19 protein-coding genes are annotated in these 20,836 nt (G+C 63.9%); 9 read left to right on the forward strand and 10 right to left on the reverse strand.

Going from position 1 to position 20,836, the window contains the following annotated elements; genetic code table 11:
- Positions 1-29 precede the first annotated feature (29 nt).
- On the forward strand, positions 30-1,733 hold the full coding sequence (locus FJ949_RS15710; RefSeq protein ID WP_224646604.1) for a long-chain fatty acid--CoA ligase: 1,704 nt from the start codon (positions 30-32) through the stop codon (positions 1,731-1,733).
- 8 nt (positions 1,734-1,741) lie between these two features.
- Positions 1,742-2,488: a methyltransferase gene (locus FJ949_RS15715; protein ID WP_181168361.1), complete on the forward strand. Its 747-nt coding sequence runs from the start codon at positions 1,742-1,744 to the stop codon at positions 2,486-2,488.
- Here the strand turns inward: FJ949_RS15715 and FJ949_RS15720 are convergent.
- Together FJ949_RS15720 and pgi are read right to left on the reverse strand one after the other, a co-directional pair.
- Positions 2,462-3,184, reverse strand: a complete 723-nt coding sequence (locus tag FJ949_RS15720) for an HAD family hydrolase (RefSeq protein ID WP_140497010.1) — start codon at positions 3,182-3,184, stop codon at positions 2,462-2,464. The two genes, FJ949_RS15715 and FJ949_RS15720, sit on opposite strands and share 27 nt — an antisense overlap.
- Before the next feature lie 5 nt (positions 3,185-3,189).
- On the reverse strand, positions 3,190-4,833 hold the full coding sequence (gene pgi, locus FJ949_RS15725) for a glucose-6-phosphate isomerase (protein WP_140497012.1): 1,644 nt from the start codon (positions 4,831-4,833) through the stop codon (positions 3,190-3,192).
- A gap of 260 nt (positions 4,834-5,093) precedes the next feature.
- Between pgi and FJ949_RS15730 the strand changes: the two genes are divergently transcribed.
- Complete coding sequence (locus FJ949_RS15730; protein WP_140497014.1) at positions 5,094-6,587, forward strand: PLP-dependent aminotransferase family protein; 1,494 nt, start codon at positions 5,094-5,096, stop codon at positions 6,585-6,587.
- 193 nt (positions 6,588-6,780) lie between these two features.
- Positions 6,781-8,367 carry a trimethylamine methyltransferase family protein gene (locus FJ949_RS15735; RefSeq protein ID WP_140497016.1) on the forward strand — a complete coding sequence of 529 codons (1,587 nt, stop codon included), beginning with the start codon at positions 6,781-6,783 and terminating at the stop codon, positions 8,365-8,367.
- A gap of 23 nt (positions 8,368-8,390) precedes the next feature.
- Here FJ949_RS15735 and FJ949_RS15740 read toward each other — a convergent pair whose 3' ends face one another.
- The 5 genes from FJ949_RS15740 to FJ949_RS15760 form a co-directional block, all read right to left on the reverse strand.
- Positions 8,391-8,789, reverse strand: coding sequence for a hypothetical protein (locus tag FJ949_RS15740; protein WP_140497299.1), 399 nt, complete (start codon positions 8,787-8,789; stop codon positions 8,391-8,393).
- A gap of 107 nt (positions 8,790-8,896) precedes the next feature.
- On the reverse strand, positions 8,897-9,280 hold the full coding sequence (locus FJ949_RS15745) for a VOC family protein (protein ID WP_140497018.1): 384 nt from the start codon (positions 9,278-9,280) through the stop codon (positions 8,897-8,899).
- Positions 9,281-9,299: 19 nt separating this feature from the next.
- Entirely contained in the window at positions 9,300-10,691 is a 1,392-nt protein-coding gene (gene chrA, locus FJ949_RS15750; protein ID WP_140497020.1) for a chromate efflux transporter, read from the reverse strand.
- Positions 10,688-11,506, reverse strand: coding sequence for a sulfurtransferase/chromate resistance protein (locus FJ949_RS15755; protein WP_140497022.1), 819 nt, complete (start codon positions 11,504-11,506; stop codon positions 10,688-10,690). Before FJ949_RS15755 ends, chrA begins: the two co-directional genes overlap by 4 nt.
- Positions 11,507-11,748: 242 nt before the next feature.
- The gene (locus tag FJ949_RS15760) at positions 11,749-13,554 is read right to left on the reverse strand and encodes an IlvD/Edd family dehydratase (protein ID WP_140497024.1); all 1,806 of its coding nucleotides are present in this window, start codon (positions 13,552-13,554) and stop codon (positions 11,749-11,751) included.
- Between the two features lie 151 nt (positions 13,555-13,705).
- On the opposite strand from FJ949_RS15760, the gene FJ949_RS15765 reads away from it, so the two are divergent.
- Positions 13,706-14,158 carry a carbon monoxide dehydrogenase subunit G gene (locus tag FJ949_RS15765; protein ID WP_140497026.1) on the forward strand — a complete coding sequence of 151 codons (453 nt, stop codon included), beginning with the start codon at positions 13,706-13,708 and terminating at the stop codon, positions 14,156-14,158.
- 35 nt (positions 14,159-14,193) lie between these two features.
- Here FJ949_RS15765 and FJ949_RS15770 read toward each other — a convergent pair whose 3' ends face one another.
- The 3 genes from FJ949_RS15770 to FJ949_RS15780 all read right to left on the reverse strand — a co-directional run bounded on the left by FJ949_RS15770 (position 14,194) and on the right by FJ949_RS15780 (position 17,090).
- Positions 14,194-15,363, reverse strand: a complete 1,170-nt coding sequence (locus FJ949_RS15770) for an Mrp/NBP35 family ATP-binding protein (RefSeq protein WP_140497028.1) — start codon at positions 15,361-15,363, stop codon at positions 14,194-14,196.
- Between the two features lie 77 nt (positions 15,364-15,440).
- Entirely contained in the window at positions 15,441-16,445 is a 1,005-nt protein-coding gene (locus FJ949_RS15775; RefSeq protein WP_140497030.1) for an inorganic phosphate transporter, read from the reverse strand.
- A 3-nt stretch (positions 16,446-16,448) separates the two neighbouring features.
- Positions 16,449-17,090, reverse strand: a complete 642-nt coding sequence (locus tag FJ949_RS15780; RefSeq protein WP_140497032.1) for a DUF47 domain-containing protein — start codon at positions 17,088-17,090, stop codon at positions 16,449-16,451.
- 209 nt (positions 17,091-17,299) lie between these two features.
- Here FJ949_RS15780 and FJ949_RS15785 point away from each other — a divergent pair, with 209 nt between their 5' ends.
- The 4 genes from FJ949_RS15785 to FJ949_RS15800 all read left to right on the forward strand — a co-directional run bounded on the left by FJ949_RS15785 (position 17,300) and on the right by FJ949_RS15800 (position 20,834).
- Positions 17,300-17,677: a VOC family protein gene (locus FJ949_RS15785; protein WP_140497034.1), complete on the forward strand. Its 378-nt coding sequence runs from the start codon at positions 17,300-17,302 to the stop codon at positions 17,675-17,677.
- Positions 17,678-17,769: 92 nt separating this feature from the next.
- Positions 17,770-18,669 (forward strand): LysR family transcriptional regulator, encoded by a 900-nt coding sequence (locus FJ949_RS15790; RefSeq protein ID WP_140497036.1) that lies wholly within the window; start codon positions 17,770-17,772, stop codon positions 18,667-18,669.
- Between the two features lie 132 nt (positions 18,670-18,801).
- Positions 18,802-19,281 carry a formate dehydrogenase subunit gamma gene (locus FJ949_RS15795; protein WP_140497038.1) on the forward strand — a complete coding sequence of 160 codons (480 nt, stop codon included), beginning with the start codon at positions 18,802-18,804 and terminating at the stop codon, positions 19,279-19,281.
- Positions 19,278-20,834 (forward strand): NADH-quinone oxidoreductase subunit NuoF, encoded by a 1,557-nt coding sequence (locus FJ949_RS15800; RefSeq protein ID WP_140497040.1) that lies wholly within the window; start codon positions 19,278-19,280, stop codon positions 20,832-20,834. Before FJ949_RS15795 ends, FJ949_RS15800 begins: the two co-directional genes overlap by 4 nt.
- The last annotated feature ends 2 nt before the right edge of the window (positions 20,835-20,836 follow it).

Here is a 20,836-nt window from a genome sequence, read left to right on the forward strand (position 1 = left end):
CGGCCTCGAGACCGGCGGCCGCCAAGCGATTGCCGAAAGCGCTCACCGCCCTTGCCGCAGGCTTGCCGGAAAAGCCCTGGCTGGAAAGCTACCCGAAGAACATGCCGGCCGAGATCGGCGCCCTGCCCTACAGCTCCATCGGCGATTTCCTCGTTGCCGCCTGCAAGCAATTTGCCGGCCAGCCGGCCTTCACCTGCATGGGCAAGTCGATCACCTATGCGGAACTCGAACGGCTTTCGGCGGCGTTCGGCGCCTACCTGCAATCGACCGGGTTGCCCAAAGGCGCACGCGTCGCCCTGATGATGCCGAACGTGCTGCAATATCCGGTGGCGATGATGGCGGTGGCGCGCGCCGGCTACACGGTGGTCAATGTCAACCCTCTCTACACGCCGCGCGAGCTGGAACACCAGCTCAAGGATTCCGGGGCACAAGCGATCATCATCCTGGAGAACTTCGCCAGCACCTTGCAAGCGGTGATCGCCAGGACGTCGGTCAAGCACGTCGTCGTCGCGGCCATGGGCGACATGCTCGGCGGGCTCAAGGGAAGCATCGTCAATCTGGTGGTGCGCCGCGTCAAGAAGATGGTGCCGGCCTGGTCATTGCCCGGCCATGTCAAGTTCAACGCGGCACTGAAGGTGGGCAGCGGCATGGGTTTCAAGCCGGCCAAGGTGGCGGCCGACGATATCGCGTTCCTGCAATATACCGGCGGCACCACGGGAATCTCGAAGGGTGCTATCCTGCTGCACAGCAACGTGCTGGCCAATGTCGCGCAGAATTCGCTGTGGCTGCAGGACGCTTACACGGTCAAGCCAAAACCCGCCCATCTCAACCTCATCTGCGCACTGCCGCTCTATCATATCTTCGCGCTGACCGTGAATGCGCTGATGGGCATGCAAATGGGTGGACAGAACATACTGATCCCCAACCCGCGCGACATCCCCGGCTTCGTCAAGGAAATGGGCAAGTATCCGATCCATATCTTTCCAGGCCTCAACACGCTGTTCAACGCGCTGCTCAACAATGAGGATTTCCGCAAGCTCGACTTCAAGCCGCTGCTCCTGACGCTGGGCGGCGGCATGGCGGTGCAGAAGGGCGTCGCCGAGCGCTGGAAGGCGCTGACGGGCTGCCCGGTCAGTGAAGGCTACGGCCTGTCGGAGACGTCGCCCGTGGCAACGGCCAACAAGTTCAGCTCCGGCGAATTCACCGGCACGATCGGCCTGCCGCTGCCGTCTACCGAGATCGCCATCCGCGACGAGGAGGACAACAATTTGCCGCTCGGCGAGGTCGGCGAAATCTGCATCAAGGGGCCGCAGGTGATGGCGGGCTACTGGAACCGGCCTGACGAGACCGCCAAGGTGATGACCAAGGACGGCTTCTTCAAGTCGGGCGACATGGGCTTCATGGACGAGCGCGGCTACACCAAGATCGTCGACCGCAAGAAGGACATGATCCTCGTTTCCGGCTTCAACGTCTATCCGACCGAGCTCGAGGAAGTCGTGGCGCTGCATCCCGGCGTGCTCGAAGTGGCGGCAATCGGCGTGCCGGACGAGCATTCGGGCGAAGTGCCGAAACTGTTCATCGTCAAGAAGGACCAGGCGCTGACCGCCGAGGCCATCACCGCCTATTGCCGTGAGAACCTGACCGGCTACAAGCGGCCCAGATACATCGAATTCAGGACAGAACTGCCGAAGACGCCGGTCGGAAAGATCCTGCGGCGCGCATTGCGCGAATAGGAGCCGGCTTGGACCACGATCTTGCCGGCGACGATGCGCCGGACCGGCGCCAGCGCCTCGACCCGGCCGAGTTCATCAAGGCCAACATGCGCCTTGTCCCTGCGCCTGCGCTTCCAGAAATCCGGTTTTACACGGCGCACCCCAGCAGCGGATTGAGACGGCTCGTCGAGCCCGAAGGCGATGCGGAAGATGCACCGGAGCCACAACCGCCCTACTGGGCCTACGCATGGGCCGGCGGCACCGTGCTCGCGCGCTATGTCCTCGACCATCCGATGACCGTGGGGGGACGCCGCGTGCTCGACCTTGGTGCCGGTTCCGGCATTGTCGGCATCGCTGCCGCGAAGGCCGGGGCCCGCGAAGTGATCGCCGCCGAGATCGACCGAAACGGCGTCGCCGCGCTCGGTCTCAATGCAAAAGACAACGGCGTCACGATCTCGGTGATCTGCAAAGACATTACCACCGGTCCGCCACCAGCGGTCGACCTTGTGCTGGCTGGCGACGTGTTCTACGGACCCGATGTCACCCAACGCATGATCCCCTTCCTCGACCGCTGCCTTGCCGCTGGCGTCGAGGTCCTGATCGGCGACCCGCGCCGCGCCGATCTACCATTGTCGCGGCTCAGGCTGCTCGCCGAATATCAGGTGCCGGATTTCGGCGACGCGAAGGGCGCCGCAAGCAGGCCGAGCGGCGTCTTTTCCTTCGAAGCCGAGACGCCGCTAGCGACGAGATCAGATCGTCTCCTTGACCCGCGCTGAAAGGAAATCCGGCAGGTCGACAACCGAATCCAGGATCACGTCGGCAATTCCGGCCAGAGATTCACGCGTGCCGGTGCCGGAGAGCACGCCGACCGCCAGGCCGCAGCCGCCGGCACGAGCCATTTCGAGATCGTGGCGGTTATCGCCGATCATGGCGACCTGCGTCGGCTTCAGGCCGGTGAGATCGCAGAAGGCCTGGATCGTATCCGGCGCCGGCTTGGGATTGGCCACCGCGTCATAGCCGTAGGCGGCGTCGAACAGCTGCGCGACGCCGAGCGTTACCAGCGTTTTTTCCGCGCCGCTGGTCGAATCGTTGGTGGCGACGCCGAGCCGATAGGACCTTGCGTGCAAGGTGCCGAGCGTTTCGACGATGCCCGGCAGAGCCACCGCCATCGCCGAGCCCTGCACCGAGGTGATCTGGTTGAAGCGGGCGACGGCCAGCATCTGGTCTTCATCGGACAGGCGCGGAAACCACAATTCGACGACGTCGAGATTGGTGCCGGAGGCAAAGATGGAGTCGGGCTTGAAGCGCCTGTTGGCGAAATCGAAGCCCGCGGCCGCAAGCAGCCTGTCGGCCTTCCAGCGGTCGCCTTCGGAGGCGTCCATGGCCATGAAGTCGGCAACCCCGAGCCAGGTCGCATTGAAGTCGACAAGCGTTCCGTCCTTGTCGAACAATATTCCCTTGATGTCTGCCAACTCAGTCACTCCGAACCACGCAATTGGTGGATGTGTTCCACCAGGCCGGCGGTCGAGGCATCCCGCTTTGCGGCACTTTCCTTGCCTTCCACGACTGGCAGAAGGCCGGTGGCCAGTTCCTTGCCGAGCTCGACGCCCCACTGGTCGAAGGAGTTGATGTCGAACAGCGTTCCCTCGACGAAGACGCGGTGTTCGTAGAGAGCGATCAGGCGGCCGAGCGTGCGCGGGTCGAGCTTGCGATAAAGAATGGTCACCGAGGGCCGGTTGCCGGAGAAGACGCGGTGCGGGGCAATGCGATCGACATCGGCCGGCTTCATGCCCTTGGACAGCATCTGCGCGCGCGCTTCCTCCAGCGTGCGGCCCCTCATGAAGGCTTCCGACTGCGCCAGGCAGTTGGCGAGCAGCAGGTCGTGATGGTGCTTCAGCTCCGGCTCGTGGCCGTTCGCCGCGGCGAGGAATTCGACCGGAATGAAATCGGTTCCCTGGTGCAGGAGCTGGAAGAAGGCGTGCTGGCCATTGGTGCCGGGCTCGCCCCAGACCAGCGGCCCGGTCGGCGTCGCCACGGGGCCGCCGTCCAGGGTGACGCTCTTGCCGTTCGATTCCATGTCGAGCTGCTGGAGATAGGCCGGCAGCCTGGACAGGCGCTGGTCATAGGGGATGACCGCGCGGGCCGGGTATTTGCAAACGACGCGATGCCACCAGCCGACAAGGCCAAGCAGCACCGGCAGGTTTTTGGCCAGCGGCGCTGTGCGGAAGTGTTCGTCCATTTCGTGCGCGCCATCGAGGAAGGCGCGGAAATCGCGTGGACCAATGGCGATCATCACGGGAAGGCCGATGGCGCCCCACACAGAATAGCGGCCGCCGACCCAATCCCAGAAGCCGAAGACGCGGTCCGGCTCGATGCCGAACTTCGCCACCAGGTCGAGTGCCGTCGAGACAGCGGCGAAGTGCTTGCCGATCGCTTCCTTGCCGAGCGCCTTTTGGACCCAGTCGCGCGCCGTCTGCGCATTGGTCATCGTTTCGACCGTGGTGAAGGTCTTGGAGGCGACGATAAAAAGCGTGCTCTCGGCGGAAAGACCCTTCAGCGTGTCGTGGATATGGGCGCCGTCGATGTTGGAGACATAGTGCGCGCGCGGACCGTCATGATAGGGCGCCAGCGCCAACGTCGCCATGGCCGGGCCGAGATCGGAGCCGCCGATGCCGATATTGACGATGTCGGTGATCTTCTTGCCGGTGGCGCCTGTCGCCTTGCCGGAACGCACCGCGTCGGCGAAGGCGCCCATCGCGTCCAATACGGCGATGACCTCCGCCTTCACATCCTGCCCGTCGAGCACGATGCCCTTGCCGGTCAGGTTGCGCAGGGCGGTGTGCAGAACAGCGCGGCCCTCTGTAACGTTGATCTTCTTGCCGGCGAACATGGCGGCGCGGCGGCCTTCGAGATCGGCGGCGTCAGCCAGATTCTCCAGCAGGTCCATCGTGCGCGCATCGACGGCGCATTTCGACCAGTCGAGCAACAGGTCGCCGTCGCTGGCGGAGAACGTCTTGAACCGCTGCGGATCGGCGGCGAAGGCCTGGCGCATATCGCCGGCTGCCGCGGCGCGATGGTCGCGCAAGGCGGCAAGCTGTTTTTGGAAGGCTGACTGATCCACCGGCGGGCTCCTGGGACTGTTAAATTATCTTAGCAGACCGGATGTTTCCGGCGCGTGTCGTCGCGCCAAACTATTGAGCCGAATTCCGTCCGGTCAATACGCGGCGATGACGCACTGCGTTACACGGGATGCGAAGGCCGAAAGATCACTGGCATAAATCCCAAAGATCAGAAAAATTGATTGGCGCAACCCCTTGTGCCACCGTTACATTCGACTGGTCCAGCCAAACGAAAAAAGCTGGCCATCGAGGAACATTTCCCATGCCACAGCGCAACGACACGGCCATATGGTCCGGCCTGTTCCGGATTTCGGCCGAATCCGGCCAGACTTTGCAGGCACAGATCCGCCAGGCGATCGTGGCCGCTATTCTCGACCGCCAGATCGCCGCTTCGATGCCGCTTCCGTCATGCCGGATATTGGCCGAAAAACTCGGCGTGGCGCGCGGAACCGTGGTGCTGGCCTTCCAGCAACTGGTCGACCAGGGCTTCCTGGTGGCGCGCGAGCGGCGCGGCCATTTCGTCAATCCCGACGTTTTGGCGACGCCGGCCAAGCCGCACCAGAAGGCGCCCGACCAGGCCAACGAGATCGACTGGAAGGCACGCCGGCAGATCGCGGCCAGCGACATGCCGCCGCCAGCCAAGCACGAGAACTGGATCAAGTCGTCCTACCCCTTCGTCTATGGCCAGTTCGATCCGGCGCTGTTCCCGACCGCCGAGTGGCGCGAGTGCAACCGCATGGCGCTTGCCGTGCTGGAGATCCGCAACTGGGCCTCCGACATGGTCGATCGCGACGATCCGCTGCTGATCGAGCAGATCCAGGCGCGGCTGCTGCCCAGGCGCGGCATCTTCGCCAACCCCGACGAGATCATCGTCACGCTGGGCGCCCAGAACGCGCTCTACATGCTGGCGACGCTTTTGATGACCAAGGGCTCGAAGGTGGCGATGGAGGATCCGGGCTACCCCGACGCACGCTCGATCTTCCGGCTCGCCGGCGCCGACATCCAGCCGGTGCCGGTCGACCAGTCCGGCATCGTAACCTCTTCGATTCCCAACGATTCCGGCTTTGTCTTCGTCACGCCCAGCCATCATTGCCCGACCATGGTGCCGCTGTCGGCGGAACGCCGGCAGGACCTTCTGGCGCGCGCCAACCGCTACAACCAGATCATCATCGAGGACGGCTATGACAGCCAGCTTCTCGACGAGGCGCCGCAGCAGGCCTTGAAGAGCCTCGACCGCTCGGGCCGCGTCATCTATGTCGGCTCGATGTCGAAGACGCTGGCTCCGGGCCTGCGGCTTGGCTACATCGTGGCCTCGGCTGGACTAATCGCCGAACTCAGGGCGCTGCGCCGCTTCATGCTGCGCCATCCGCCGGCCAACAACCAGCGCGCGGTCGCGCTGTTCCTGTCGCTCGGCCACCACGAAGCGCTGGTGCGGCGGCTGTCGAGCGCCTTCGACGAGCGGCGCAAGCGCCTGGTCCATGCGATTTCCGCTTTCCTGCCCGAGTGGCGTTCGACCGACTCGGCCGGCGGCACGTCGCTGTGGCTGGAGGGACCGCGCGGCACCGATTCCCGCGGACTGGCCGAGGCCGCCGCCTCGCGCAGCGTCATCATCGAGCCGGGCGACCGCTTCTTCGACCGCACCGAAAAGCCTTCGCGTTTCATGCGCTTGGGCATCTCCTCGATCGCGCTGCAGCATATCGAGCCCGGTATCCGCGAACTTGCAACCGCCGCGGGCCGCAGGCCGGCCGCCGCCTGATCACCTGGGCCTGACCACCTCCCGGGAGCCGCGCAACAGCGGCTCCTGCTTCTTTAGCACTGGCATATGCAACCGGACCGGCTGGCTCATAGGCTGTGCCAATGCCGGCGGCATAGTCGAGGCCTAAAGGGGACGAAGCAGCCGATGGTGGACCAACCGCCGCCCTGCTTCCGAGAAAAGGTGGAGTGCTTCCATGTCAGTGGCTGTCGAAAAGCAGGAAGCGGCCGACCAGCGTTCGCGCCGCTCCGGCGGACGCGAAGCGCGTCGCGCCATGCGGGCGGCGCCGCTCGCCGACGACATCAGGCCGGTTCGCGCCGGCCTTGAGGGGGGGAGCTATGGCCCCCTGCGCGGCACTGATTGCGAGCGCATCCACGAAGCGGTGCTGACCCTGCTGGAGACGGTCGGCTTCGCCAACGCAATCCCGTCCTGCATCGAGGCGCTGACCAAGGCCGGCGCCAGCCATGGCGACGACGGCCGTATCCGTTTCCCGCGCGCACTGGTGCTCGACACGATCAAGCGGGCGGCGCGGCATTTCACGCTGCACGGCCAGGACCCGAAGCACGACATGGTGATCCAGGGCAAGCGCGTGCATTACGGCACGGCGGGTGCTGCCGTGCATCTTGTCGACGTCGAGAAGCGCGAGTATCGCGAATCCTTGCTGCAGGACATCTATGATGCCGCGCGCATCGTCGACGGGCTCGACAACATCCATTTCTTCCAGCGGCCCATGGTGCCGCGCGACATTCCCGATCCGCTCGAAATGGACTTCAACACGCTCTATGCCTGCGTGATGGGCACGTCCAAGCATGTCGGCACGTCCTTCACGGTGCGGGAGAACGTGCAACCGGCGCTCGAAATGCTCTACGCGATCGCCGGTGGCGAGGAGAATTTCCGGGCCCGGCCGTTCGTGTCGAACTCCAACTGTTTCGTCGTGCCGCCGATGAAATTCGCCGAGGACGCCTGCGGCGTGCTCGAGGCCTGCGTCGAAGGCGGCATCCCGATCCTGCTGCTTTCGGCCGGACAGGCCGGGGCCACCGCTCCGGCGGCGATCGCGGGTGCGGTGGTGCAAGCCGTGGCCGAAGTGCTGGCCGGCCTTGTCTATGTCAACACCATCAAGCCGGGCCATCCGGCGATCTTCGGTACCTGGCCGTTCGTGTCGGATCTGCGCACCGGCGCCATGTCCGGCGGCTCGGCCGAACAGGCGGTGCTGACCGCGGCCTGCGCGCAGATGGCGCAGTTCTACGACCTGCCAGGCGGTTCGGCCGCAGGCATGACGGATTCGAAACTGCCCGACATCCAGTCCGGCTATGAAAAAGGCATTACCAATGTGATGGCCGGCCTTTCCGGCCTCAACCTGGTCTACGAATCGGCCGGCATGCATGCGTCCCTGCTCGGCTTCTGCCTGGAAAGCCTGATCATCGACAACGACATGCTGGGCCATTGCCTGCGCTGCGTGCGCGGCATCGAGGTGACGGACGACGCGCTGTCGATCGACACCATTGCTGATGTCTGCCTGAAAGGCCCGGGCCACTATCTCGGCAACGAGCAGACGCTGAAGCTGATGCAGACCGAATATTTCTACCCCGCCGTCGGCGACCGGTTTTCGCCGAAGGAATGGAACGAGAAGGGCCGACCCGACATATTGCAGCGGGCGATCGTCGAGAAGAAGCGCATCCTCGCCGAACGCTTCCCGCGCCATGTGCCGAAGCCGCTCGACGACAGGCTGCGCGCCCGCTTCGGCGACATGATCAAGCTGCCGCGCAACGGCATGGGCGGCTGAGAACGCCCCCCTTTGAAAATAGGTTAATCCGCGCTCAGCCCATAATGTTCGACGACCTCGGTATTGACCAGCTTGGCGTGTAGCGCCATCAGCACGATCTGGGCGTCGAAACTGTCTCCGGCATCGACCGCGGCCTCTATCCGACGCTCCACGTCCTGCCGCGGCTGCGCGCCATGAGAGCGCTCGAATGCCTCAGGCCCAGCAATACAATAGCTGAACAAACACGCCACTTGCGCATAAGCCTGCGGCGGCGGCTCGTCGGGCCAGTGATCCTTCATCAGGTTGACGATGGTGAGCTTTACGCCCTCCGGCACAAGGGCGGGATGCAAGTCGGCTCCGCGCAATGCGGCATCGAGCTGCCTGAGGTCGCTTGAACGGCCGAACATGCCGAGGAAACCGAGGGAAGAGCGTCGTTTGGCCATCATGGTCCAATCTGTTTCCCAGCAAATTGAGTGGCCTGGCAACGGAATGCAAATGCCGTGCAGGTGGTTTCTGCCCATGTCAGCTGGCTATTCGTGACAGGGACGCATTATCTGCGCCCCGATTCGAACAGTTCCACCAGATTGCCGGATGGGTCCCGCAGCAATATCTGGCTGCCGCCCATGCCCTTGACGATTTCGTTCCTGAAAGCCTGGCCGGCAGTTTTCAGCTTGTAAACCACGCCTTCGAGATCCTCCACCTCGATCTGAATGCGGTTCCAGCCGCCGGGTTCGGGCACGCTGCCGTCGGGCATCGGCTGCGACGCCCCACCAGGGCCGCCAGCGGCATTGAGCAGAAGCTGCAGGTTGCCCCTGGAAAGCATGGCGAAGGACGGCGCCGGGTGCATGGCGACCGTGAAGCCGAGATGGTCGCGGTAGAAGGCGATCGCCCTGTCGACGTCATTGACGATATAGCGAACGTTGACCGTTTCCATGGTCTCCTCCGTGCCGAAGCTACCCACTCGCCGCAAGCAATAAGACACCCGCCAGGGCCGATCCGGCAAGCGTCGGCAGCATGCCGATTTTCAGCTTGAGGATGGCGATCATGGTAGCGCAGGACAGCAGCGCGGCACGCCAGTCGATCGAGGACAGCACCGGCATCTCCATTCCGAGCCCCGTCGCGCGCACGTCGCGGAAGATGACGTGCAAGGCGAACCACAGGGCCAGATTCATGATGACGCCGACGACCGCCGCGGTGATCGCGCCCAATGCCGCCGACAATGCCTTGTTGCCGCGCAGCGCCTCGATGTAGGGCGCGCCGAGGAATATCCAGAAGAAGCACGGCGTGAAGGTAACCCACAGCGTAAGCAGCGCTCCAAGCGATCCGGCAAACAACGGATATGGCGATCCGGAATGGCGCAAGCCTGCAAGGAAGCCGACGAACTGCAGGACCAGGATGAGCGGTCCTGGCGTGGTTTCGGCAAGGCCCAGGCCATCGACCATTTCGCCTGGCGCAAGCCAGCCAAGAGAACCGACGGCCGCTTGCGCGACATAGGCCAGAACGGCATAGGCGCCGCCGAAAGTGACGACCGCCATGAGGCTGAAGAAGCCGCCGATCTGCGTCCAGACGCTGTTTGCCGATGTGAACGCCCAGATCAGCACAACCGGTCCAAGCCAGATCGGCAGCCAGATCGCGATGGTGCGCGGCGCGTGCCATCGCGTCGGCCTGGTGTGGGCCAGTTCGCCGCGCTCGAACATCAGATCGACCGCGCCCGTGGCGTCGGGAGCTTCGTCCTTGCCATGCGCGGCGCCAGAAAACAGGGCCGGCGCGATGCCGTTTCCGACCCATCCCACCAGTCCTGCAAACAGGACGAGGAGCGGAAAGGGGACGTTGAGCACGTAGATGCCGACAAAGGCGCAAAGCGCGATCGCCGCCATAACCCGGTTCTTCAAGGCGCGCCGGCCGATGCGGATCACGGCCTCGACCACGATCGCCAGCACCGCCGCCTTCACCCCGAAAAACAGCGAGTCGACCAGCGGCGCATCGCCATAGAGCGCATAGAGGATGCTCAAGGTCAGCATGACGACCGCCCCGGGCACGACGAAGAGGATGCCGGCGACAAGACCGCCGATCGTCTTGTGCAGCAGCCAGCCGATGTAGATAGCGAGTTGCTGGGCCTCGGGGCCAGGCAGCAGCATGCAGTAGTTCAGCGCATGCAGGAAACGCTGCTCGCCGATCCAGCGCTTTTCCTCGACCAATTCCCTGTGCATGAGCGCGATCTGCCCAGCCGGTCCGCCGAAACTGAGCAACCCGATCTTCGCCCAGAGTTTCGTGGCCTCGCGGAAGCTCGGGACCGCAGGCGCCTCGATGAGGTCAGCACTTTCCTCGGAAAGGAGGGAGCTCATGACGCCTTCGCCCCGGCCGGCCAATTGTGCGTTTCGTCGGTGGCATCGCGGCACCAGCGGAAGAACGCGTCGTAAAGCAGCATGCCGGCATCCAATTGTTGCAGGTCATCGCGAAACATGCGCGACAAGCCAAGCGAGGCGGCGAGAAATCCCGCCGCCTGCGGAACCAGGTCGAGGCTGGCCGTGTCGGCTGCGCGCACGATCACGGCGAGGCGGTCGAGCGCTTCGGATTCGAGCCCGAACTCCTCGAGCATCGTGTCGAAGGTGCAGCGCTCGCCGCGATGGCTCCAGAACGCATTGTCGATGTCGAAAGGCACGGCCTGAAAACGATCGGCGACATCGGGCACTTCCGCGGCGTCGACGAACAGGAAGACCGCTTGAGGATCGACGAAACGGCGGATCAGCCAGGGGCAGGCAATGCGATCGACTTTGGGCCGGGCCCGCGTCACCCAGACGGTGCGGCCCTTGTCGTCACGAGGCGGCATCCTGTCGGCACGGACCAGAAGGCCGTGGGCGTCCCGCCAGGCTTCGAAGCCGCCTTCGAGCGATTCGGCGGCAATCCCTTCATGACGCAACCATGCGGCGACGCCTTGCGAGAGCTTTTTTCCCTGCTGGCAGACGACCGCCACGCGGCCACCGGCGAAGTCGGCTGCCCAAGTCTGGACGGTTTTGAAATCGCGCCGGTACGACGCCGGCAGCAAACGTGGATCGGCGTTGTAGTCGTCCTCGGTACGGATATCGAGGATTGCAGGCGCGCCCGGCAAACCGACCATACGGATCAGTTGCGGCACGGTGACAGCGGTTGTTGACGGCATGGCGTCCACCTCCTGAAAGAGAAGCCTGGACGCGAACGTTGGGCTGACGCCTCACGGGGTCGTCGCGATGAACCCCTTGCAGCGATGGTGGATTTGTTGGGCAGGCTTGTCAAGGACGCAATGTCCCCGGCCTGTGGCAGGCCGCGAAACGGAAAGACGACCGGCGGCCGATCAGGCCGCCGATTGGCGATCGCTATCCGTCAATTATCGCTTGAAACGATCGATGATTGTCCGGGGAATAATCAGTGATTGTCCCGGGGCACGCCCTTCGTATGAGCGACGTCCTGGTATTTCACCGCCGGTTTCAGCACCATGCCGCCCGAGAACTGGTCGACCATACCGCGCTGGATTTCCTGCCATGGTGTCTGGTGCTCGGGATAATGGTAGCCGCCATTGTTCTGCAGCTCGGCGCGGCGGCGGGTGATCTCGTCATCGGTGACGAGAATGTTGGCCGTGCCCTTTTTCAGGTCGATGCGAACGCGGTCGCCTGTCTTGAGCAACGCAAGCCCCCCGCCGATGGCGGCTTCCGGCGAGGCGTTGAGGATGGAGGGCGAGCCTGACGTGCCGGACTGGCGGCCGTCGCCGATGCAGGCCAGCGCGTGGATGCCCTTCTTGATGAGATAGGCCGGCGGCTGCATGTTGACGACCTCGGCGCCGCCGGGATAGCCGACCGGACCGGCGCCGCGCATGAACAGGATGGTGTGCTCGTCGATCCCTTGCGCCGGGTCGTCGATGCGGGCGTGGTAATCCTCCGGACCGTCGAAGACCATGGCATTGCCCTCGAAGGCCTCGGGGTCCTTCGGGTTGGAGAGATAGCGCTCGCGGAATTCGGGCGAGATGCCGCTGGTCTTCATGATTGCCGAATCGAACAGATTGCCCTTGAGATTGATGAAGCCGGCATTGGCCTTCAGCGGCTCGGCGACAGTGCGGATGACCTCGCGGTTCTCGTTGACGGCATCGCGGCAATTGTCGCCCATTGTCTTGCCGTTGGCGGTCAGAGCATCCGGATGCGGCAGCAGCCCGGCTTTCATGAGCTCCGCCACCACGGCCGGCACGCCGCCCGCGTGATGGTAGTCCTCGCCCAGATATTCGCCCGTCGGCTGGAGATTGACGATGAGCGGCACGTCGAGGCCGATCTTCTGCCAGTCGTCATTGTCGAGCGGCACGCCGAGATGGCGGGCGATGGCGTTGAGATGGATCGGCGCGTTGGTGGAGCCGCCGATCGCCGAATTGACGACGATGGCGTTCTCGAACGCCTTGCGCGTCATGATGTCGGAGGGCTTCAAATCCTCGTGCACCATATCGACGATGCGTTTTCCCGTCTCGTAGGCGATCTGGCCGCGCTCGCGATAAGGAGCCGGAATCGCGGCCGAACCCGGCAGCTGCATGCCGAGCGCCTCGGCCAGCGAGTTCATGGTGGTGGCGGTGCCCATGGTGTTGCAGTAGCCGGTGGACGGCGCCGAGGAGGCGACGATGTCCATGAACTCGTCGTAGCCGATCTCGCCGGCCGACAGGCGCTGGCGCGATTCCCAGACGATGGTGCCCGAACCGGTGCGCTTGCCCTTGTGCCAGCCGTTAAGCATCGGACCGACCGACAGCGCTATGGCCGGAATGTTGACGGTCGCCGCCGCCATCAACAGCGCCGGCGTCGTCTTGTCGCAGCCGATGGTGAGCACGACGCCGTCAAGCGGATAGCCATAGAGCACTTCTACCAGGCTGAGATAGGCAAGGTTGCGGTCGAGAGCTGCGGTCGGGCGCTTGCCGGTCTCCTGGATCGGGTGGCACGGGAATTCGAAAGGAATGCCGCCCATCGAGACGATGCCTTCGCGCACGCGTTTGGCGAGCTCGATGTGGTGGCGATTGCAAGGCGACAGGTCGGAACCGGTCTGGGCAATGCCGATCAGCGGCTTGCCCGACATCAGTTCGGCGCGCGTCAGCCCGTAATTCAGGTAGCGCTCCAGATAAAGTGCCGTCATGCCCGGATTGTCGGGGTTGTCGAACCACTCCTGCGAGCGAAACTTTTTCTTTCCTGTGGGGGCGCCAGCCATCATGGTCTCCGTATTTGTATGACAAATCGATATGACAACGCGCGGATGCAGGCAAGGGGCACGCGTGATCTGAATCCGGACTTTGGTGCGATAGACATCAATCGGGCCGCACGCTACCAACAATCCGACATTGGTCGTCCGGGAGGTTCTGATGGCTTTGGTGATCGAGGGCGAGGAGCGCATCGCCGCACCCCTCCAGAAAGTTTGGGAAGCGCTGAACGATCCGGCGGTGCTGAGAGAAAGCATCCCCGGCTGCCAGAGCCTCGAAATGAAGTCGCCGACCGAGATGGCGGCGACGGTGGTGCTGAAGATCGGCCCGATCAAGGCGACCTTCAACGGCGAGGTGACGCTGAGAAATCTCAATCCCCCGCATGCCTACACGATCCAGGGCGAAGGCAAGGGCGGCATCGCCGGCTTCGCCAAGGGCGGCGCCGACGTGACGCTGACCGAGGATGGGGCGGACGCGACGGTGCTCAAATACGCTGCCAAGGCCGAAGTCGGCGGCAAGATCGCCCAGCTCGGCAGTCGGCTGATCGAATCGACCTCGAAGAAATTGGCGGGACAGTTCTTTTCGAGCTTCGGCGAGAAGGTGGGGGCTGCTTAGGCTGGTCTATCCAGCGTTAGCGCCCCTGGACGACATTACTCGAAGACGATGCTCGGCACGGCGTCCGCGGCCGCGCCGCGCTCTTCGTTGACCCTGTCCCAGACCTTCGAAGCGATATCGCGATAGATCTTCGCTTCGGCACTGTCGGGCTTCGATGCCACCACCGGCGCACCTTCATCCGAGCTTTCGCGAATGCCCATCTCCAGCGGCACCTCGCCAAGGAAGGTGACGCCGAGGCGCTCGGCCTCACGGCGTGCGCCGCCATGGCCGAAGATGTCGTAGCGCTTGCCGGTGTCGGGGGCGAGGAAATAGCTCATGTTCTCGACGATGCCGAGCAGCGGCACGTCGACTTTCCTGAACATGTTGAGGCCCTTGCGAGCATCGATCAGGGCCAGATCCTGCGGCGTCGAGACGATGACCGCGCCGGCCAACGGCACCTGCTGGGCCATGGTGAGCTGGGCGTCACCGGTGCCAGGGGGCATATCGACGACGAGCACGTCGAGTGGCCCCCATTCGACTTCGCGCAGCATCTGCGTCAGCGCCGACATCACCATCGGCCCGCGCCAGATCATCGGCGTTTCCTCGTCGACGAGGAAGCCCATCGACATCACCTTGAGACCGTAATTCTGCATCGGTTTCAGGATCTTGCCGTCGACGGTCTGCGGCCGGCCGCGGATGTTGAGCAGCCTTGGCATGGACGGGCCATAGATGTCGGCATCGAGCACGCCCACTTTCAGCCCGTTGGCGGCGAGGCCGAGGGCCAGATTGACGGCTGTGGTCGACTTGCCGACACCGCCCTTGCCGGACGCAACCGCGATGATCGCCTCGATGCCGGGCACGCCGCGCTTGCCCTGGCTGTGCGAGGCAGGCGCATGGGGCGCCGGGCGCGGCGCGGCAACGGGCGGGGCGGGACGTGGCGCCGGGCGCGCCGCGACAGGCGCCTCCATGCCGCCGCCCTTCTTCTCCGCCGTCAAGGCGACGACGGCGCCGGCGACACCAGGAATAGCTTTCACGACACGCTCGGCCGCGGCGCGCAATGGCTCCATCTCCTGCGCCCTGGCGGCCGGAACGGTGATCGAGAAGAACACTTTCGAATCGGCGATGAAAATCTCGGAAACCATGCCGAGGTCGACGATGTTGCCGGTGAAATCGGGGCCATTGACCGTTTTCAGGCGCTCGATGACGGTTTCCTTGGTGACGGACATGGCTGTTGCTTCCCTGGCGTTCGGCTGCTGCTCACATAGTGCAGATCGCCGGCGGCTCCAAGCGCCAGGCCGCGACATCAGCCTGCCAGGCGAACCGCCAGATAGGTCAGTGCAGAAATCGCCGCCGTCGCCGGCAAGGTGACGACCCATGCGATGACGATGTTGCCGGCTATGCCCCAGCGCACCGCCGAGACACGGCGGGCGGCGCCGACGCCGATGATGGCGCCGGTGATGGTGTGCGTGGTCGAAACCGGAACACCGAGCCATGTCGCGGCGAAGAGGGTGATGGCGCCGCCGGTCTCGGCGCAGAATCCCTGCATCGGGTTGAGCCTGGTGATCTTCGAGCCCATCGTGTGGACGATGCGCCAACCGCCGAACAGCGTGCCCAGCGCCAATGCCGACTGGCAAGTCAGGACCACCCAGAGCGGCACGTAGAAATCCGTTCCGAGCATGCCTTGGGAATAGAGCAGCACGGCGATGATGCCCATGGTCTTTTGCGCATCGTTGCCGCCATGACCGAGCGAATAGAGGGAGGCGGAAAAGAACTGCATGACACGGAAGGTACTGTCGACGGCAAACGGCGTCTGGCGCACGAACAGCCAGGAAACCACCAGGATCAGGAGAAGCGCCAGGACAAAGCCCGTCGCCGGCGACAGGACGATGGCGGCGACCGTCTTGCCGAGCCCCGCCCAGACGATGGCACCCGTGCCGGCCTTTGCGACGCCTGCCCCCACCAATCCGCCGATCAACGCATGCGAACTGCTCGATGGGATGCCGGCGATCCAGGTGACGATGTTCCAGACGATGGCGCCGACCAGGGCGGCGAAGATCACCGCCGGGGTGACGATGCTTGCATCGATGATACCCTTGCCCACGGTTTCGGCGACATGGAGGCCAAAGAACATGAAGGCGATGAAATTGAAGAAGGCCGCCCAGAACACCGCGTAATGCGGTCTCAGCACCCGGGTCGAGACAATGGTGGCGATCGAGTTGGCGGCGTCGTGCAGGCCGTTGAGGAAATCGAAGAACAGCGCGACGGCGACAAGGCCGACCAGCAGGGGAAAGGCGATCGCGACTTCCATCGCCTAGACGTTCTCGATGACGATGCCGCTGATCTCGTTGGCGACGTCCTCGAAGCGGTCGACCACCTTCTCCAATTGGCCATAGATCTCCGAGCCGATCAGATAGGCCATCGCATCGCTGCGGCCGTGCCGCCTGAAGAGATCCTTCAGGCCCTGCTCATGCAGATCGTCGGCTCGGCCTTCGGCACGCATGACTTCCTCGGCGAGTTCGTTCAGGCGCGCACTGTTGGCGCCGACCTTGGCCAGCAGCGGGATCGCCTCCGCGACGAGCCTGGCGGCATCGACAATGACGGCGCCCATTTCCTGCATCAGCGGATCGAATTCCCTCTTCTCGAACAGCCGCACCGTCTTGACGGTCTTGTGCATCATGTCGATGGCGTCATCCATCGACTGGATCAGGTCCTTGATATCGCCGCGGTCGAAAGGCGTGATGAATGAGCGCCGCACGGCAAGCAGGACTTCGGCGGTGATATGGTCGGCTTCGTCCTCGAGATCGACGATCTTTTCGCACCAATGCTCGATGTCCTTGCCTAGGAGGAGCTGCTGCAGGGCCTCCGCGCCGCCGACCACCGTGCGGGAATGCCGCTCGAACAGGTCGAAGAAGCGATCTTCGCGCGGCAACAGCTTGCGGAACCAGCCCAGCATGTTCGTCCCTCCCGGCGCACCAGTTCCATCCACATAGCGCCGCATGCGCCCATGGGGAACAGTAAGCCGGCTGAAAGATGTGGATGCAGCCAATTGCAGGCACCGCTCGCAATTGGCTGGCCGCCGGCAAAGCGGGGGTCGTCAAGCGACCGGAGCGACCTATTTCCAAGGAGGCGCCGGGGACGACAAGCAGCGAAGGAGAAACGATCATGCTTGCAAACAGCAACGCGACGGCCAACCTCGCGGTGAAAGAGCTGGCGAAGGCAAAGGCTTTCTACGAGGGGACGCTCGGCCTGAAACAGGTGCATGACGAGGGTGGCGAACTGATCGTGTACAAAAGCGGCGACACCACGATCAATGTCTATCGCTCTCAGTTCGCCGGAACCAACAAGGCGACGGCGGTGACGTGGACGGTCGGCGATGAGATCGACACCGTCGTCAGCGGGCTGAAATCGAAGGGCGTTGCGTTCGAGCACTACGAGATGCCCGGCCTGAGCCTGGAAGGCGACATCCATGTCGGTCACGGCATGAAGGTCGCCTGGTTCAAGGATCCGGACGGCAACATCCTCAATCTCGTCGACCGATAGGTTTCTGCGATCAAGCATCGGCTTGGGGCGATCGACATCGCAGTGGCCGGCAGCCCTCTGGCGCGGTGCGGCGGCGGCGGTTAGCTTCAGATATGATCGACAAGCTGGAATTTTTCATCGCGCTGGCCAAGGAAGAGCATTTCGGGCGGGCTGCCGAAGTGTGCGGCGTCACCCAGCCCACCTTGTCGGCCGGCATCAAGCAACTTGAGGGTCAGCTGGGCGTGATGCTGGTCCTGCGCGGCTCGCGCTTCCAGGGCCTGACCCCGGAGGGCAAGCAGGTGCTGGTGTGGGCGCGCCGCATCGTCGGCGATACCAGAACCATGCGCGAGGAGATGCGGGCGGCGCGGCACGGCTTGTCGGGACGTATCCGCATCGCCGCCATTCCCACCGCGCTCGCCATGGTGGCGCGGCTGACGACGCCATTCCGCGAAAAACACCCCGGCGTCACCTTCTCGGTACTGTCCCGGACCTCGATCGAAGTGCTGTCGCTGCTCGGCAATTTCGATATAGACGCCGGCGTCACCTATCTCGACAACGAACCGCTCGGACGAGTGACCAGCGTACCACTCTACGATGAGCGCTATCAGCTGATCACCGCCATCGGAAACCCCTATTCCGACCGCGACAAGGTGACATGGGCCGAGATCAGCCACCTGCCGCTCTGCCTGCTGACCCCGGACATGCAGAACCGCCGCATCATCGACCAGCACCTGGCCGAGGCCGGTGTCGAGGTCCGGCCGACGCTGGAATCCAATTCGATGATCGTGTTGTTCTCGCATATCCGCACGGGCAAATGGTCCTCGATCATGCCGCTCAACCTCACGGAAACGTTCGGCTTTTCCGAACCTATCAGGGCTATCCCGATCGTCGAGCCGGACGCCAGCCACACGGTCGGGCTGGTGGCCGCGTTGCGCGAACCGCATACGCCGCTGGTTTCGGCGCTGCTGGACGAGGCGATGGCGCTTGCAGACGATTTCCGCGCCCACCGCTAGGTTAGGGAATACAGGTGCTGGAACTCGATAGAAAATTTCTATCGAACGACGGATCAGCTTTATTGATTTCAGGGGTTTCTCCTGATTTTGTAAAGACTTAGCGATAAAGCCACCGACCAGGGAGGGCGCTGCGTGACGATGCAGCCTGCAAGTACCGAGATCGCATCGCGCACGGCCGCGATCATCCAGGAGCTGAAAGATCTCGAAGGTCCGCTGCTGCCGATCCTCCATAACATTCAGGAAGAGTTCGGCCATGTGCCGCAGGCAGCACTCCCGGTCATTGCCGACGGACTGAACCTTTCCAGAGCAGAGGTGCACGGCGTCGTCACCTTCTATCACGATTTCCGCGCCCGCCCGGCAGGCCGGCATGTGCTCAAGCTCTGCCAGGCCGAAGCTTGCCAGTCGATGGGTTCCGACGTGGTCGCCGCCAGGATCAAGCAATTGCTCGGCATTGATTTCCACGAGACTGCGAAAGACGGTTCGGTGACCCTGGAGCCGGTTTATTGCCTCGGGCTGTGCGCCTGCTCGCCCTCGGCGATGCTCGATGGCGAGGTGATCGGGCGGCTCGACAACGAGAAGATCGAAGAAATCGTCGCAAAGGTGCGCTCATGATCCCGCGCATCTACATTCCCGGCGACTCCGGCGCGCTGGCGCTCGGTGCCGAAAGGGTCGCCAAGGCAGTTCGCGCTGAACTCGCCGAGCGCGGCGTTGAGGCCAAGATCGTCCGCAACGGGTCGCGCGGCGCCTATTTCCTAGAGCCTATGGTCGAGGTCGCCACAGCAAACGGCCGCGTCGCCTACGGGCCGGTGAAGCCGTCCGACGTCAAGAGCCTGTTCGACAATGGCTTTCTCACAGGCGGCCACCACAAGCGCTGGCTGGGCGCGCCGGACAAGATCCCGTTCCTGGCCAAGCAGACCCGTCTGACCTTCGCGCGCTGCGGCATCAACGACCCGCTGTCACTCGACGCCTATAAGTCGCTTGGCGGACTGAAGGGCCTGCAGAACGCGGTGGCCATGGCCCCGGCCGACATCGTCAAGCAGGTCACTGACTCGGGGCTGCGCGGCCGCGGCGGCGCCGGCTTCCCGACCGGCATCAAATGGAAGACGGTGCTCAATACGACATCCGAGCGCAAATACATCGTCTGCAACGCCGACGAGGGCGACAGCGCCACCTTCGCCGACCGCATGATCATGGAGGGCGATCCCTTCGTGCTGATCGAAGGCATGGCGATCGCCGGCATCGCCACCGGCGCGACCAAGGGCTTCGTCTACATCCGCTCGGAATATCCGCATGCGGTGGCGGTCATGAACAAGGCCGTCGAGGTCGCCCGCAAGGCCGGGGTGCTCGGCGTCAACGTGCTCGGTTCGCCCAACGCCTTCGACATGGAGATCCGCGTCGGCGCCGGCGCCTATGTCTGCGGCGAGGAGACCTCGCTTCTGAACAGTCTGGAAGGCAAACGCGGCGTGGTGCGCGCCAAGCCGCCGCTGCCGGCAATCCAGGGCCTTTTTGGCAAGCCGACGGTGATCAACAACGTCATCTCGCTGGCTTCGGTGCCTGTCATCATGGACAAGGGCGCCGCCTACTACAAGAATTTCGGCATGGGCCGCTCGCGCGGCACGATCCCGATCCAGATCGCCGGCAACGTCAAGCGCGGTGGCCTGTTCGAGGCGGCTTTCGGCATGACGCTCGGCGAAATCATCGACGATATCGGCGGCGGCACGGCCACCGGCCGGCCAGTGAAGGCGGTGCAGGTCGGCGGTCCACTCGGCGCCTATTTTCCGCGCGCGCTGTTCGACACACCGTTCGACTATGAGGAATTCGCCAAGCGCGATGGACTGATCGGCCATGCCGGCATCACCGTATTCGACGACACCGCCGACATGCTGAAGCAGGCGCGCTTCGCCATGGAGTTCTGCGCCATCGAAAGCTGCGGCAAGTGCACGCCCTGCCGCATCGGCTCGACGCGCGGGGTGGAGACCATCGACAGGCTCGCCGCCGGCATCGAGCCGGAGAAGAACCTCGCCCTGGTTACCGATCTCTGCAACACGATGAAGTTCGGATCGCTCTGCGCGCTGGGCGGCTTCACGCCCTACCCGGTGATGAGCTCGATCACGCATTTCCCCGAGGATTTCAAGCCCGCGCCGGCGCGCGTGGCTGCTGAATAGGA

It is taken from the genome of Mesorhizobium sp. B2-4-1 (assembly GCF_006442185.1).
In the GTDB taxonomy this organism is placed as follows: Bacteria; Pseudomonadota; Alphaproteobacteria; order Rhizobiales; family Rhizobiaceae; genus Mesorhizobium.